The organism is Streptomyces silvae, assembly GCF_016745505.1.
GTDB classification, from domain to species: Bacteria; Actinomycetota; Actinomycetes; order Streptomycetales; family Streptomycetaceae; genus Streptomyces; species Streptomyces silvae.
Window position 1 is genome coordinate 21,351 of sequence record NZ_JAERUC010000039.1, and the last position, 13,772, is coordinate 35,122.

Annotated in this window: 14 protein-coding genes; 5 read left to right on the forward strand and 9 right to left on the reverse strand. The window is 72.3% G+C overall.

Annotation, left to right across the window (positions count from 1 at the left end):
- Positions 1 to 44: 44 nt before the first annotated feature.
- Positions 45 to 1,592, reverse strand: a complete 1,548-nt coding sequence (locus tag JKV81_RS06115; protein ID WP_129261431.1) for an MFS transporter — start codon at positions 1,590 to 1,592, stop codon at positions 45 to 47.
- A complete protein-coding gene (locus tag JKV81_RS06120; protein WP_202075095.1) occupies positions 1,589 to 2,140 on the reverse strand; it encodes a TetR/AcrR family transcriptional regulator in 552 nt (183 codons plus the stop codon). Before JKV81_RS06120 ends, JKV81_RS06115 begins: the two co-directional genes overlap by 4 nt.
- 110 nt (positions 2,141 to 2,250) lie before the next feature.
- Here JKV81_RS06120 and JKV81_RS06125 point away from each other — a divergent pair, with 110 nt between their 5' ends.
- Positions 2,251 to 2,751, forward strand: coding sequence for an HAD domain-containing protein (locus JKV81_RS06125; protein ID WP_124279681.1), 501 nt, complete (start codon positions 2,251 to 2,253; stop codon positions 2,749 to 2,751).
- A gap of 42 nt (positions 2,752 to 2,793) precedes the next feature.
- Here JKV81_RS06125 and JKV81_RS06130 read toward each other — a convergent pair whose 3' ends face one another.
- Positions 2,794 to 3,765, reverse strand: a complete 972-nt coding sequence (locus JKV81_RS06130) for an aldo/keto reductase (RefSeq protein ID WP_124279680.1) — start codon at positions 3,763 to 3,765, stop codon at positions 2,794 to 2,796.
- A 64-nt stretch (positions 3,766 to 3,829) separates the two neighbouring features.
- Positions 3,830 to 5,263: an argininosuccinate lyase gene (argH, locus tag JKV81_RS06135; RefSeq protein ID WP_129261435.1), complete on the reverse strand. Its 1,434-nt coding sequence runs from the start codon at positions 5,261 to 5,263 to the stop codon at positions 3,830 to 3,832.
- A gap of 184 nt (positions 5,264 to 5,447) precedes the next feature.
- On the opposite strand from argH, the gene JKV81_RS06140 reads away from it, so the two are divergent.
- From JKV81_RS06140 to JKV81_RS06150, 3 genes are all read left to right on the forward strand, one after another.
- Positions 5,448 to 6,671 carry a hypothetical protein gene (locus tag JKV81_RS06140; RefSeq protein ID WP_202075096.1) on the forward strand — a complete coding sequence of 408 codons (1,224 nt, stop codon included), beginning with the start codon at positions 5,448 to 5,450 and terminating at the stop codon, positions 6,669 to 6,671.
- A 41-nt stretch (positions 6,672 to 6,712) separates the two neighbouring features.
- Positions 6,713 to 7,312, forward strand: a complete 600-nt coding sequence (locus JKV81_RS06145) for a pyridoxamine 5'-phosphate oxidase family protein (RefSeq protein WP_202075097.1) — start codon at positions 6,713 to 6,715, stop codon at positions 7,310 to 7,312.
- 64 nt (positions 7,313 to 7,376) lie between these two features.
- Positions 7,377 to 8,078, forward strand: coding sequence for a L,D-transpeptidase family protein (locus tag JKV81_RS06150; protein WP_129261439.1), 702 nt, complete (start codon positions 7,377 to 7,379; stop codon positions 8,076 to 8,078).
- Here the strand turns inward: JKV81_RS06150 and JKV81_RS06155 are convergent.
- From JKV81_RS06155 to argC, 5 genes are read right to left on the reverse strand one after another with little or no spacing between them, the layout of a single operon-like run.
- A complete protein-coding gene (locus JKV81_RS06155; RefSeq protein ID WP_099176785.1) occupies positions 8,072 to 8,617 on the reverse strand; it encodes an arginine repressor in 546 nt (181 codons plus the stop codon). The genes JKV81_RS06150 and JKV81_RS06155 overlap by 7 nt on opposite strands.
- 25 nt (positions 8,618 to 8,642) lie before the next feature.
- Positions 8,643 to 9,842: an acetylornithine transaminase gene (locus JKV81_RS06160; protein ID WP_202075098.1), complete on the reverse strand. Its 1,200-nt coding sequence runs from the start codon at positions 9,840 to 9,842 to the stop codon at positions 8,643 to 8,645.
- Positions 9,839 to 10,765 carry an acetylglutamate kinase gene (argB, locus tag JKV81_RS06165; protein WP_129261443.1) on the reverse strand — a complete coding sequence of 309 codons (927 nt, stop codon included), beginning with the start codon at positions 10,763 to 10,765 and terminating at the stop codon, positions 9,839 to 9,841. The genes JKV81_RS06160 and argB overlap by 4 nt, the downstream gene beginning before the upstream one ends.
- Positions 10,762 to 11,916, reverse strand: coding sequence for a bifunctional glutamate N-acetyltransferase/amino-acid acetyltransferase ArgJ (gene argJ / locus JKV81_RS06170; protein ID WP_202075099.1), 1,155 nt, complete (start codon positions 11,914 to 11,916; stop codon positions 10,762 to 10,764). Before argJ ends, argB begins: the two co-directional genes overlap by 4 nt.
- Entirely contained in the window at positions 11,913 to 12,941 is a 1,029-nt protein-coding gene (gene argC / locus JKV81_RS06175) for an N-acetyl-gamma-glutamyl-phosphate reductase (protein ID WP_202075100.1), read from the reverse strand. Before argC ends, argJ begins: the two co-directional genes overlap by 4 nt.
- Before the next feature lie 150 nt (positions 12,942 to 13,091).
- Between argC and JKV81_RS06180 the strand changes: the two genes are divergently transcribed.
- Positions 13,092 to 13,730 (forward strand): SRPBCC family protein, encoded by a 639-nt coding sequence (locus JKV81_RS06180; RefSeq protein ID WP_202075101.1) that lies wholly within the window; start codon positions 13,092 to 13,094, stop codon positions 13,728 to 13,730.
- The last annotated feature ends 42 nt before the right edge of the window (positions 13,731 to 13,772 follow it).

The window sequence follows — 13,772 nt, forward strand, 5'->3', positions numbered from 1 at the left end:
CACACGCCCCGCATCCACCCTCCGGGCATCCGCGCGCCGGGCACTCACTCGTCCGGGATGATCCCGTCCTCCAGCCGCTGGCCGCGCAGCAGGAACCACGCCGCCACGGCCGTAGCGAGCAGGACCACCGCGCCCACCGCCGCCGACACCCGCAGCCCGTTGACGAAGGCCTCCTGGGCCGCGACGACGAGCTCGCTCCCCTGGTGTGCCGGAAGGTGTTCCGCCGTCTCCACGGCTCCGCCCAGCGACTCGTGGGCCGCCGTCGCCGCTGCGGCCGGGATGCCTTCGGGGGTTCCGAAGCCCTTGTAGACGCCGGTGACGATGGATCCGAGCAGCGCGATGCCGAGGGCCGCCCCGAGTTCGTACGCCGTCTCGGACACCGCGGACGCGGAGCCGGCCTGTTCCTTGGGGACGCTGGAGAGGATGACGTCGGAGGTGACGGTGAACGCGAATCCCGCGCCGACGCCCACGACCAGGAGCAGCACCCCGATCAGGGGGTAGCCGGTCTCCTTGTGGATCACGGTGACCACGGCGAGCGACAGGCCGATCGCCCCCAGCCCGACGGCGACCACGGAGCGCACGGAGTAGCGGCGTGCCACCCTCCCCGCGAGCAGTCCGGCGGTCACCGCGCCGACGGCCGCGGGCAACTCGGCGAGCCCGGCCTCCAGGGGGCCCCGCCCCTGGACCAGTTGGAGGAACTGGGAGAGGAAGAAGACGATCCCGGACAGGCCGAGGATGGTCAGCAGGTCGGCGAGGACCGCGCCGGAGAACCCCCGGTGGTGGAAGAGCCGCATGTCCAGCAGCGGGGCGGGGAGCTTCAGCTGACGGCGCACGAACCAGGTGAGCGCCAGCAGACCGCCGACGGCCGCCACGACGTTCTCCCAGCCCACACCGTGTGCGGCGGCCTCCTTGATGGCGTAGACGACCCCGATCATGCCGACCAGGGAGAGTCCCACACTGATCAGGTCCCAGGGGCCCGGGGCAGGGTTCTTCGACTCGGGGATCATCTTGATGCCCACGGCGACGAGGACCGCCATCACGGGCAGGTTGATCAGGAAGACCGAGCCCCACCAGAAGTGCTCCAGGAGGAGCCCGCCCACGACCGGTCCGACGGCGGCGCCGGCCGAGGCCATCGCGCCCCAGATGCCGACGGCGAGGCTGCGTTCGCGCGGGTCGTGGAAGAGGTTGCGGATCAGGGCCAGGGTGGACGGCATCAGGGTGGCGCCCGCGACACCGAGCAGCGCGCGGGCCAGGATCATCATCTCGGGACTGGACGCGTAGGCGTTGAGCACGGACACCGCGCCGAAGGCGGTGGCGCCGGTCAGCAGCAGCTTCTTACGGCCGATGCGGTCACCGAGGCTGCCCATGGAGACCAGGAGTCCGGCGATGACGAAGGAGTAGACGTCGCCGATCCAGAGCAGCTGGGTGCCGGTCGGTTCGAGGTCCTCGCTGAGGAACGGCGTCGCCAGACCGAGGACGGTGGCGTCCACCGCGACCAGCAGCACCGCCAGGACGAGGACGGTGAGCGCGATCCACCGGCCCGGATGGTGCAGGTCGCCGGTGACGCCCGCCCGCTTGTAGGTGCTGCTCATTTCTCCACGCTCCGGCGTGCTCCGCCCAGGAGCAACTCGACGATCATGTACGGGAAGTCCTGCGCGGCCACCCGGCCGGTCTGCACGGACCACGCGCAGCTGCCGATCAGGCCGTACAGCGCCTCGGTCAGCCAGGCCGGGGTGAGGTCGATCCTGAACTCGCCGCGCTCCTGGCCCCGGCGGAAGAACGCCGAGACGCGCGCGTCCAGCCGGCTCCAGCCCTCGTTGACGTCGTCGCCCTCGAAGAGCTGGTTCTCGGTGACGAGGAACGACAGCAGTCCGGCGCTGGGCTCGACGGCCGCGATCAGCCGCCGCAGGCCCTCCTCGGCGGCGCCGTCGTCGAGCGCGGCGGAGTCCAGGGCCGCCTCGAACTCCCGGATGCCGAGGTCCTCCAGAGCGCCGACCAGGGCGTCCCGCCCGGCGAAGTGCCGGTGCAGGGTGGCGCGGCCGATGCCGGCGGCGCGGGCGACCTCGTCCATGGTCGCGGTGGATTTGCGGGTCAGCAGGGCGGCGGCGCTGCGCAGCACCTGCTCACGGTCGAGAGTCATGAGACGACACTAACCCATATGAGACACGAACGTCCCACTCCGCTCCCCCGGCCGCGCGACGGCCGGAAAGGGTCCGCCGGTGCCGGGCGGTCCGGAGGCACCATGGCGCCATGAAGCCGCTGCTGCTGATCGACATCGACGGTCCGCTCAACCCCTATGCGGCGCTGGCCGGCCGCACCCTCCCGGAGGGCTACGAGCTCCACCGGATGCGGCCGACGGGGTGGAAGACCGGGGCGGGCCTGCCCGTCCTGCTCAGTCCCGGCCACGGCGGTGAGCTGCTGGCCCTCGCCGGTCGGTACGAACTCGTCTGGGCCACCACCTGGAAGGACGAGGCGAACGAGTGGGTCGGCCCGCGCATCGGGCTGCCCCCGTTGCCGTACATCGACTGGCCCGCGATGCACGCGGTCACGGCGGACGGGACGTACTGGAAGACCCGCCATGTCGTCGACTACGCGGACGGCAGGCCGTTCGCCTGGGTCGACGACGAGATCACCGCTCTCGACACGGCGTGGGTCGCCGCGCACCACCCGGGGCGGGCCCTGCTGCGGAGGGTCGACCCCTGGGTGGGGCTGGTGCGGGCGGACTTCGAGGCGCTCGCCGACTGGGCGTGAGCCCGCGCCGGGCGGCGCCCGTACCCGGCGCGGAGCGTCCGTTCAGCTCCAGGGCAGCGAGGCCCGGTGGCGCCAGTACGCCTCGGGCTCCTCCACCAGGGCGGACAGCCGGTCCAGCCGCTCCGGGTCCAGGTCGAGCAGCGGCGCGTGCAGATTGGCCGCGAGCTGGGCGACGGTGACCGCGCCGGACAGGACGACTCCGGCCCAGGGCTGGTGGAGCACCAGGGCCAGGGCGACGGCGTCCGCGTCCAGTCCGGCCTCGGCGCCGATCTCCCGGACGACGGCGGGCGCCTCGGTCCCCGCGAGCCGGCCGTTGGCCATGGCCTCCTTGACGATCACGGTGAGCCCCGCGTCGTGCGCCTCGGCGAGCGCCGCTCCGGCGGAGGTGTCCAGGGCGTTGTAGGTGGCCTGGACGGTACGGAAGAGGGGCTCGCCGTCCACGGTCACGGCGACGGCGGCGCGGATGGCGTCGCTCTGCCCGGGGCCGCTCGTGGAGAAGCCGACGGTGGTGCCTCCGGCGGCCAGCTCGGCGAGGCGTGCGTGCAGGTCCTTGTCGCTCAGCGCCGGGCTGTCGGCGGTCAGCGAGTGGATCTGGTAGAGGTCGAGCCGGTCGCCGAGCAGCTCCGCCGTCTCGGCGTACTGGCGCTCGAAGGTGGCCTGGCCGTGGTCCTTGACCTCGTGTGTCTCGGCGTCGACGTGCCAGTCACCGGTGTAGGTGTAGCCCCATTTGCTGCCGATGACCACGTCCGTGACGTCGGGGCGGGCGGTCAGCCACTCGGCGAGGAACTCCTCGGCGCGGCCGTAGGAGCGGGCGGCGTCGAAGTAGCGCACGCCCTGGGCGTAGGCCGCGTCCAGCAGTTCATGGGTGCGGGCGCGCAGCGCGTCCACGCCGCGGTCGCCGGGCAGATCGCGGTCACGGTGCGGGGTGATGTAGCCGGGCCTGCCGACGGCGGCCAGGCCGAGCCCGATGTGGGAGGTCGGGGTAGTCGCTCGGTTCAGGCGGGCGAAGGGCATCGCGGGCTCCTCTGGGTCGGTTCCGAACGCCTTCCCGTCAACGTAGCCCGCGATGCCTGCCGAATCAGCCGCGCGCGGTCGCCCAGGCGTGCTGCGTCACCAGGTCGGCCTTCACCTCGGCCAGCTGGACCGCGACGGCCGAGGGTGCCGTACCGCCGCGTCCGTCGCGCGAGGCGAGCGCGCCGGGCACGTTCAGGACGGTGCGGACCTCAGGGGTGAGGTGCTCGGAGATCTTCGCGAACTGCTCGTCGGTCAGCTGGTCGAGCTCGATGCCCTGCTGCTCGCAGACCTTCACGCACTCGCCGGCGACCTCGTGCGCCACCCGGAACGGCACGCCCTGCTTGACCAGCCACTCGGCGATGTCCGTGGCGAGCGAGAAGCCGGCCGGGGCCAGCTCCTCCATGCGCTCCCGGTTCACGGTGAGCGTGGCCATCATGCCGGTGAAGGCGGGGAGCAGGACCTCCAGCTGGTCGCAGGAGTCGAAGACCGGCTCCTTGTCCTCCTGGAGGTCGCGGTTGTACGCGAGCGGGAGGGCCTTCAGGGTCGCCATCAGACCGGTCAGGTTGCCGATGAGGCGGCCGGACTTGCCGCGCGCCAGCTCGGCGATGTCCGGGTTCTTCTTCTGCGGCATGATCGAGGAGCCGGTGGAGAAGGCGTCGTGGAGAGTGACGAAGGAGAACTCCTTCGTGTTCCAGATGATGATCTCCTCGGCGATGCGGGAGAGGTTGACGCCGATCATCGCGGTGACGAAGGCGAACTCGGCGACGAAGTCCCGCGAGGCGGTGCCGTCGATGGAGTTGCCCACCGACCCGCGCTCGAAGCCGAGGTCGGCCGCGACCGCCTCCGGGTCCAGCCCGAGGGACGACCCGGCGAGCGCGCCGGAACCGTACGGCGACACCGCGGTCCGCTCGTCCCACTGCCGCAGCCGCTCCGCGTCCCGGGACAGGGACTGCGCGTGCGCCAGGACGTGGTGGGCGAAGAGGACGGGCTGCGCGTGCTGGAGGTGCGTACGGCCGGGCATCGCCACGTCCGGGTGCGCCTCGGCCAGGCCCACCAGCGCGTCCTGGAGCTCGGCGACCAGACGGCCGATGATCCGGGCGTGGTCGCGCAGGTACATGCGGAAGAGCGTGGCGACCTGGTCGTTACGGGACCGGCCGGCGCGCAGCTTGCCCCCGAGGTCCGGACCGAGGCGCTCCAGGAGGCCGCGCTCCAGGGCGGTGTGGACGTCCTCGTCGGCGATGGTCCCGACGAAGGACCCGTCGGCCACCGCGGCTTCGAGCGCGTCCAGCCCCTCGATCATCCGGGCCAGCTCGTCGGCGGTGAGCAGCCCCGCCTTGCTGAGCACGCGCGCATGGGCACGGGAGCCCGCGATGTCGTACGGCGCGAGCCGCCAGTCGAAGTGGACGGAGGCGGACAGCTTGGCCAGCGCCTCGGCGGGGCCGTCGGCGAAACGGCCGCCCCAGAGGCGTACGTCGCTGTTACCGGTGCCGTTGCTCACTGCGGTGCTCCTCGGGAGTGCAAGGGGTGTGCTTCCGCCTGACGGCGCGATCACGAATAGCATAACTATGCGGTGCCCCGTATGCATTGTCAAAGCTGCTGGTCAGGGGTGGGAAAATGACTGTCATCGGAGGAGGCCGCCCTCTACCATCGGCATCCGCGCACACGCACTTCAGGGGGAGCTCATGAGCGACGACGACGGGCCGGCCGGGCGCCTGAGAGACGGGGTGCCGCTGCGTGAGGCGGTGGGCACCGCGTCCCCGGCGGACTGGGTCAGGCTGGACGCCGAGGTACGGATCCCGGCCTGGCGAACCGCGAACCGACTGCCGACCCGCGAGGAGCTGCGAGGCCTGCCGGCCGGTCCGCTCTCCGACGCCGCCGAGTCCCGCGTCGCGCTGGCTCTCTGCCACCCCGACGGCAGGGTGCGCGAGGCCGCACTGGGGCGGGTGGCCGACGCCCCGGGGCTACGGCCCCTGCTGGTGGTGCGCTGCGCCGACTGGGTCACGCCGGTGCGCGACCGGGCCAGGGCTCTGCTCGGGGAGACCTCCGGGCCACTGCTCGCCCTGCTGGCCCCGCTGATCCTGCTGCTGTCCCGCCGCGACCGGGGCGGCTTCGCGCTGCGTCTGCTGGAAGACGCGCTGCGCCAGGGGGCGGCCCAGGACGTCGAGGCGCTGCTCACCGACGGGGACCGCGCAGTGCGCCGTCTGGCGTACCGCATCGCCGTCGGCCGGCAGTTGCTGACCCCGGCAGAATTCGCGCGGACGGCGGCGACCGCCTCCGGCGACACGAGCGTCCAGGCCCTCTGCGCCGACGCGGCCCTCGCCGGGGCCGGGGAGGACGACTACGACGCCGTGGTGGCTCCTCTGCTGGCCTGCCGGTCGCCGCAGGTCCGGTCCGCCGGCGTGACCGGGCTGCGCCGGACGGGACGGCACAGGGAGGCGATCCCCTTCCTCGCCGACCGGTCCGCCCTCGTGCGGGCCTGCGCACGCTATGTCGTACGGCAGGGCGGAACCGACCCGCTCCCCCTGTACCGGTCGATGTGCGCCGATCCCACGCGCTACCCGGCCGCGGCCGCCGGACTCGGTGAGTGCGGGGCACGGTCGGACGTGGACACGCTGTGGCATCTGACGGCCCACCAGCTCCCCGCCGTACGGGCCCACGCCGTGTCGGCCCTGTGCGCACTGGACGCCGTACGGCCGGACCGGATGCGGCCGCTGCTCGACGACCCCTCGGCCGTCGTGGTCCGCGCCGCCGCCCGGGCCCTGCGGCCGCACGCGGCGACGCTGGACACGGACCTGCTACGGGCGGGACTCGCACCGGACCGGGCGCGCCCCACCCGGATCGCGGCGCGGCGGCTCCTGGAGGCACAGGAGCGAGCCCTCGCGCGAGGAGCGCGTCCCGGACCGTGAAATATCCGGCCCCGGGCGTCGGGTCGCACGACAATGCGGACATGGGAAAAACGTATGAGCGCATCGACGGCCGTCTGCGGGCCTTCATCGAGGAACAGCACATCTTCTTCACCGCGACCGCGCCCCTGGACGGCGACGGCACGGTCAATCTGTCGCCCAAGGGGGTGAGCAGGTCGTTCGCCGTCGTCGACGAGCGGACCGTGGCCTATCTCGACTTCGCCGGCAGCAGCGCCGAGACCGTCGCCCATCTCCGGGAGAACGGGCGCATCACGCTGATGTGGTGCGCCTTCCAGGGGCCGCCCAACATCGTCCGGGTGCACGGGCGCGGCGAGCCCGTGTTCCGTGACGACCCGCGCTTCCCGGGGCTGCTCGGGCACTTCCCCGACGTCGACCCGGCTCTCCACGGGCTGCGCGCCGTCATCGTGGTGACCGCCGACCTGGTCCGGGACTCCTGCGGTTACGCGGTGCCGTTCATGACGTACGACGAGGACCGCCCCCTGCACGCGAGCCGGTTCCGGCGGGAGGACGACGAGAGCCTGAGCAGGTACTTCGAGAAGAAGGACCACATCTCGACCAGCATCGACGGGCTGCCGGGGCTCCCCCTGCCGCTGCCCGCGATGCCGGCACCGGTCACGGAGTGAGCCACTGGGCCGTACGGAGCAGGCGCGGTGGGGGCGGGAGGCGGCGCGCCGTACGGTCCGGAGCATGCGCAGACTCCTGGTGACCGCGTCGGTCCTGCTCGCCCTGGCCGGTTCGCTCGCGGCGCGGCCCGCCGGGGCGCCGCCCCTCCCGGAGCGCCTGGCCGACACGGGCGGCGGTACGCAGCTGATCACCGCCGAGGCGCCCGGCACGGACTCCGTCACGGGCACGGTCACCTGGTGGGACCGGCGCGGGGACGGCTGGGTGGCGGCGGGTTCGGCGCCCGCCCGCTTCGGGGCGAACGGGCTGACGGACGGCGCCACCCGCACCCAGGGCACGAACACCACACCCACCGGGCTGTACGACCTGCCGTACGCCTTCGGGACCGAGGCGGCCCCGCCCGGGACCCGCTACCCGTACCGGCGGGCCGGCCAGGACGCGTGGTGGTGCCAGGACAACGCGTCCCGGGCGTACAACCGCTGGACCGAACCGCGACCCGCCGACTGCCGCGCGGACGAGGCCGAACACCTCGTCACCTATCCCGTCCAGTACGCCCGTGCGCTCGTCATCGGCTTCAACTACCACCGTCCGGTACGCGGCAGGGGCGCCGGGATCTTCCTCCACGTGAACGGCAAGGGTGCGACCGCCGGCTGTGTGTCCGTACCGGCGGCCGCGATGGACCGGATCCTGGCCTGGGCGGACCCGTCCCGCAGCCCGCACATCGCGGTCGGCACGGCGTCCGGCCCGACCGCGATCACCCGCTACTGAGGGCCGCGGTCGTTCTGGGCCAGCCGCAGCAGGTGGTCGGCCAGCGCCTGGCCGCCGTTCGGGTCACGGCTGATCAGCATCAGCGTGTCGTCGCCCGCGATCGTGCCGAGGATCGCCTGGAGTTCGGCCTGGTCGATGGCCGAGGCGAGGAACTGGGCGGCGCCCGGCGGCGTACGCAGCACCACCAGGTTGGCCGAGGCCTCCGCCGAGATGAGCAGCTCGGCGGAGAGTCTGCGCATCCGCTCCTCCTTGGCCGACCCGCCCAGCGGCGCCTGCGGGGTGCGGAAACCGCCCTCGCTCGGCACCGCGTAGATCAGCTCGCCGCCGGTGTTGCGGATCTTCACCGCGCCGAGCTCGTCCAGGTCGCGGGAGAGCGTCGCCTGGGTGACGCTCAGCCCGTCGTCGGACAGGAGCCTGGCCAGCTGGCTCTGCGAGCGCACCGGCTGACGGTTCAGGATGTCCACGATCCTGCGGTGGCGTGCCGTGCGGGTCTGCGGCACCGACTGCCCTCCGTGGTCGGTTTCCTGCGCCTCGGTCATCGTCGTCGCCTCATTCTCCGGATCGTCACTCCCCGGATCGTCCGTCCCCGTAAGCCGCGTCGAGAGCTCCCGGCAGTATCCGCAGAAACGCGTCCACCTCGGCGTCACCGATGATCAGCGGCGGCATGAGCCGTACGACGTCGGGGGCGGGCGCGTTCACCAGGAGTCCGGCTCCCTGAGCCGCCTGCTGCACCTTCGGTGCGTGGGGCCCGGTGAGCACGATACCCAGCAGCAGGCCGGAGCCCCGGACGTGGGAGACCGCCGGGTGCCCGAGGCTCTCCACGCCGTCCCTGATCCACTCGCCGAGGCGCTTCACGGTGTCCAGCGCCCCGTCGGCCGCGAGCGTGTCCAGCACCGCGAGACCGGCGGCGCAGGCCACGGGGTTGCCGCCGAACGTCGTGCCGTGCTGACCGGGCTTCAGCAGGTCCGCCGCCGCGCCGAAGGCCACGGTGGCGCCGATCGGCAGCCCGCCGCCGAGCCCCTTGGCCAGGGTGACCAGGTCGGGTTCGACACCCTGGTGGGCCTGGTGCTCGAACCAGTGGCCGCAGCGGCCGATCCCGGTCTGCACCTCGTCCAGGACGAGCAGCGTGCCGGTGGCCCGCGTGATCTCCCTGGCCGCCTCCAGATAGCCCGCGGGCGGGACGGCGACGCCGATCTCGCCCTGGATCGGCTCGATGATCAGCAGCGCGGTGTCGGTCGTGACCGCGGCGCGGAGCGCCTCGACGTCGCCGTACGGCACATGGGTGACGTCTCCGGGCAGCGGCAGGAACGGGGTGCGCTTGCCGGCCTGGCCGGTCAGCGCGAGGCTGCCCATGGTCCGGCCGTGGAAGCCGCCGTCGGTGGCGACCATGTGCGTACGCCCGGTCAGCCGGCCGATCTTGAAGGCCGCCTCGTTGGCCTCGGCGCCGGAGTTGGAGAAGAAGACCCTGCCCTGACGCCCGAAGAGCGCCAGGAGCCGCTCGGCGAGCGCGATGGGCGGCTCGGCGGTGTAGAGGTTGGAGACGTGGCCGAGGGAGGCGATCTGCATGGAGACGGCCTCGACCACCGCGGGGTGGGCGTGGCCGAGCGCGTTGACCGCGATGCCGCCGACGAAGTCGAGGTACTCGTTGCCCTCCGCGTCCCACACCCGGGCGCCCGCGCCGCGCACCAGCGGCAGCTGCGGTGTCCCGTAGTTGTCCATCAGCGCGCCCTGCCAGCGCCGCGCGAACTCCTCGTTGCCGGTCATGACTCCCCCTCTGCGTCGTGCGGTGCGGCGGGTGCCGCGTCGGGCACGACCATCGTGCCGATTCCCTCGTCGGTGAAGATCTCCAGCAGGATCGAGTGCTGGACCCGGCCGTCGATGACACGGGCGGTCTCGACGCCGTTGCGTACGGCGTGGAGGCAGCCCTGCATCTTGGGCACCATGCCGCTGGAGAGGTCGGGCAGCAGCTTCTCCAGCTCGGTGGCGGTGAGCCGGCTGATGACGTCGTCGCTGTTCGGCCAGTCCTCGTAGAGGCCCTCGACGTCGGTGAGGACCATCAGCGTCTCGGCGTCCAGCGCGGCGGCGAGTGCGGCGGCCGCGGTGTCGGCGTTGACGTTGTAGACGTGGTTGTCCTCGGCGGAGCGCGCGATGGAGGAGATGACCGGGATCCGGCCGTCGTCCAGCAGCGCCTGGATCGCCCCGGTGTCGATGGCGGTGATCTCACCGACCCGGCCGATGTCGACCGCCGTCCCGTCGATCATCGGGCGGTGCTGGGTGGCGGTGATCGTGTGGGCGTCCTCGCCGGTCATGCCGACGGCGAGCGGGCCGTGCTGGTTGAGCAGGCCGACGAGCTCACGCTGGACCTGCCCCGCAAGCACCATCCGGACGACGTCCATCGCCTCGGGGGTGGTGACGCGGAGGCCGGCCTTGAACTCGCTGACCAGGCCCTGCTTGTCGAGCTGGGCGCTGATCTGCGGGCCCCCGCCGTGCACGACGACGGGCTTGAGTCCGGCGTGCCGCAGGAAGACGACGTCCTGGGCGAAGGCGGCCTTCAGCTCCTCGTCGATCATGGCGTTGCCGCCGAACTTGATGACGACGGTCTTGCCGTTGTGCCGGGTGAGCCAGGGCAGCGCCTCGATGAGGATCTGCGCCTTGGGCAGCGCGGTGTGCTTCCTCGCGGCACTCATGAGCTGTACGCGCTGTTCTCGTGGACGTACTCGGCGGTCAGGTCGTTGGCCCAGATGACCGCCGACTCGTCCCCGGCCGAGAGGTCCGCGGTGATCTTGACCTCCCGGTAGCGCATGTCGACCAGGTCGCGGTCCTCGCCGACGCCGCCGTTCTTGCAGACCCAGACGTCGTTGATCGCGACGTTCAGCCGGTCGGGCTCGAAGGCGGCCTTCGTGGTGCCGATCGCGGAGAGGACACGGCCCCAGTTGGGGTCCTCGCCGTGGATGGCGCACTTGAGGAGGTTGTTACGGGCGATGGACCGGCCGACCTCGACGGCGTCGTCCTCGGTCGCCGCGTTGACCACCTCGATCCGGATGTCCTTGGAGGCGCCCTCGGCGTCGCCGATGAGCTGCCGGGCGAGGTCGGCGCAGACGGTCTGGACGGCCGCGGCGAACTCGGCCTGCCCGGGGGCGATCCCGCTCGCGCCCGAGGCGAGCAGCAGCACGGTGTCGTTGGTCGACATGCAGCCGTCGGAGTCGACCCGGTCGAAGGTGGTGCGGGTCGCGTCGCGCAGCGCGGCGTCGAGCACGGGCGCCTCGACGTCGGCGTCGGTGGTGAGGACGACCAGCATGGTGGCGAGGCCGGGGGCGAGCATGCCCGCGCCCTTGGCCATGCCGCCGACGGTCCAGCCGTCGCCGCCCGCGACGGCGGTCTTGTGGACCGTGTCCGTGGTCTTGATGGCGATGGCGGCCTTCTCGCCGCCGTGCTCGCTGAGGGCCGCCGCGGCCTTCTCGATGCCGGGCAGGAGCTTGTCCATGGGCAGGAGCAGACCGATCAGCCCGGTCGAGGCGACCGCGATCTCCCCGGCGCTGTGGCCGGTGAGGACCTCGGCGGCCTTCTCCGCGGTGGCGTGGGTGTCCTGGAAGCCCTGGGGTCCCGTACAGGCGTTGGCGCCACCGGAGTTGAGGACGACGGCGGTCACCTCGCCGCCCTTGAGGACCTGTTCCGACCAGAGGACGGGGGCGGCCTTGACACGGTTGGAGGTGAAGACACCCGCGGCGGCGCGGCGGGGCCCGTTGTTGACCACGAGGGCCAGGTCGGGATTACCGCTGTCCTTGATCCCGGCGGCGATGCCCGCCGCCGTGAATCCCTTGGCTGCCGTGACACTCACGGTGCGACTCCGATCGTGGAAAGACCTGTGCTCTCGGGAAGTCCGAGGGCGATGTTCATGCTCTGCAGGGCGCCTCCGGCGGTGCCCTTGGCGAGGTTGTCGATGGCGCTGATCACGATGATCCGGCCGGCCGCCTCGTCGTGGGCGACCTGGATCTGCACGGCGTTGGATCCGTACACGGCCGCGGTCGCGGGCCACTGTCCCTCGGGCAGCAGGTCGACGAACGGCTCGTCGGCGAAGGCCTTCTCGTACACCGCGCGGAGCGACTCCGCGCTCACCCCGGGCCTCGCCTTCGCGCTGCACGTGGCGAGGATGCCGCGGGGCATGGGCGCGAGGGTCGGCGTGAAGGACACGGAGACGGGCTCACCGGCGGCGGCGCCCAGGTTCTGGATCATCTCGGGGGTGTGCCGGTGGACCCCTCCGACGCCGTACGGGGTCATGTTGCCCATGACCTCGGAGCCGAGCAGGTGCGGCTTGGCCGCCTTGCCCGCGCCTGAGGTGCCGGACGCGGCGACGACGACGGCCTCGGGTTCGGCGAGGCCGGCCGCGTACGCCGGGAAGAGTGCGAGGGAGACGGCCGTCGGGTAGCAGCCGGGTACGGCGATGCGCTTGGTTCCTTCGAGTGCCGTGCGGGCCCCGGGCAGCTCCGGCAGGCCGTAAGGCCAGGTGCCGGCGTGCGGCGATCCGTAGAACTTCTCCCAGTCGGCGGCGTTCTCCAGCCGGAAGTCGGCGCCCATGTCCACCACGAGCACCTCGTCACCGAGCTGTTCGGCGACGGCGGCGGACTGCCCGTGCGGCAGGGCCAGGAAGACGACGTCGTGTCCGGCGAGGACCTCCGCCGTGGTCGGCTGGAGCACACGGTCCGCGAGCGGCCTCAGGTGCGGTTGCAGCGCGCCGAGCCGCTCTCCCGCGTTGGAGTGGCCGGTGAGGGCCCCGATCTCGACCTGTGGGTGGGTGAGGAGCAGGCGGAGCAGTTCCCCGCCGGCGTATCCGCTCGCCCCTGCCACTGCCGCACGTACCACCATCGGAATTCCTCCTCATCGATGGCATGACTATACGCATCTATGCAGTTTTATGCAAAGAGTGGGCGGGTGCGTCCCGCGCGCGGTGACCCTCGATACGGCAGAACATCGTTACAGCACCAGCGGCGGCACGGAGAAGGAGAGTGAGCATCCATGGGTGAGATCGTCGACGAGATCAGCCGTGTGCACCGGGAGGTCGGCACGCGACGGGTGGGGTCGGAGGAGGCGGGGACGGTGCTGTTGCGGCGCACCTTCGACGCCGGGCCCGCCGAGGTCTGGGACGCGGTGACCTCACCGGAGCGGATCGCCCGGTGGTTCCTTCCGGTGACCGGTGAGTTCCGCGTGGGCGGTCACTACCAGCTGGAGGGGAACGCCGGCGGCGAGATCCTGGAGTGCCTGCCCCGGGAGCGGCTGCGCGTGTCCTGGCTGTTCGGCCCCGACCCCGGCTTCAGCGAGGTCGAGGTGCGCCTGGCGCCGGCGCCGGAGGGCGGTGACCGGACGGTCCTGGAGCTGGAGCACGTGGCCGTGGTCCCCGAGGAGTTCCGGAGCCAGTACGGACCGGGCGCGGTCGGCATCGGCTGGGACCTGGCGTTCCTGGGGCTCGGGTGGCACCTGGCGGGCGAGGGGCTCAGCCCGGAGGACGCCGTGGAGTGGCAGACCTCACCCGAGGCGAAGGCCTTCGTGGCCAGGTCGGGCGAGGAGTGGGGCCGTGCGTTCGCCGCCTCGGGCGCGGACCCGGAGACGGTGACCGCGACGACGGTGGCGACCATCGAGTTCTACACCGGGGCCTAGCGCATGTGCTGAGAGGTCCCGCGTGCCCGGCCGGCCCGGTCC

Excerpts from the sequence above, each read along its gene's own strand:
- JKV81_RS06115 (WP_129261431.1), bottom strand. The coding sequence starts at position 1,592 with ATGAGCAGCACCTACAAGCGGGCGGGCGTCACCGGCGACCTGCACCAT.
- JKV81_RS06120 (WP_202075095.1), bottom strand. The coding sequence starts at position 2,140 with ATGACTCTCGACCGTGAGCAGGTGCTGCGCAGCGCCGCCGCCCTGCTG.
- JKV81_RS06125 (WP_124279681.1), top strand. The coding sequence starts at position 2,251 with ATGAAGCCGCTGCTGCTGATCGACATCGACGGTCCGCTCAACCCCTAT.
- JKV81_RS06130 (WP_124279680.1), bottom strand. The coding sequence starts at position 3,765 with ATGCCCTTCGCCCGCCTGAACCGAGCGACTACCCCGACCTCCCACATC.
- JKV81_RS06140 (WP_202075096.1), top strand. The coding sequence starts at position 5,448 with ATGAGCGACGACGACGGGCCGGCCGGGCGCCTGAGAGACGGGGTGCCG.
- JKV81_RS06145 (WP_202075097.1), top strand. The coding sequence starts at position 6,713 with ATGGGAAAAACGTATGAGCGCATCGACGGCCGTCTGCGGGCCTTCATC.
- JKV81_RS06150 (WP_129261439.1), top strand. The coding sequence starts at position 7,377 with ATGCGCAGACTCCTGGTGACCGCGTCGGTCCTGCTCGCCCTGGCCGGT.
- JKV81_RS06155 (WP_099176785.1), bottom strand. The coding sequence starts at position 8,617 with ATGACCGAGGCGCAGGAAACCGACCACGGAGGGCAGTCGGTGCCGCAG.
- JKV81_RS06160 (WP_202075098.1), bottom strand. The coding sequence starts at position 9,842 with ATGACCGGCAACGAGGAGTTCGCGCGGCGCTGGCAGGGCGCGCTGATG.
- argB (WP_129261443.1), bottom strand. The coding sequence starts at position 10,765 with ATGAGTGCCGCGAGGAAGCACACCGCGCTGCCCAAGGCGCAGATCCTC.
- argC (WP_202075100.1), bottom strand. The coding sequence starts at position 12,941 with ATGGTGGTACGTGCGGCAGTGGCAGGGGCGAGCGGATACGCCGGCGGG.
- JKV81_RS06180 (WP_202075101.1), top strand. The coding sequence starts at position 13,092 with ATGGGTGAGATCGTCGACGAGATCAGCCGTGTGCACCGGGAGGTCGGC.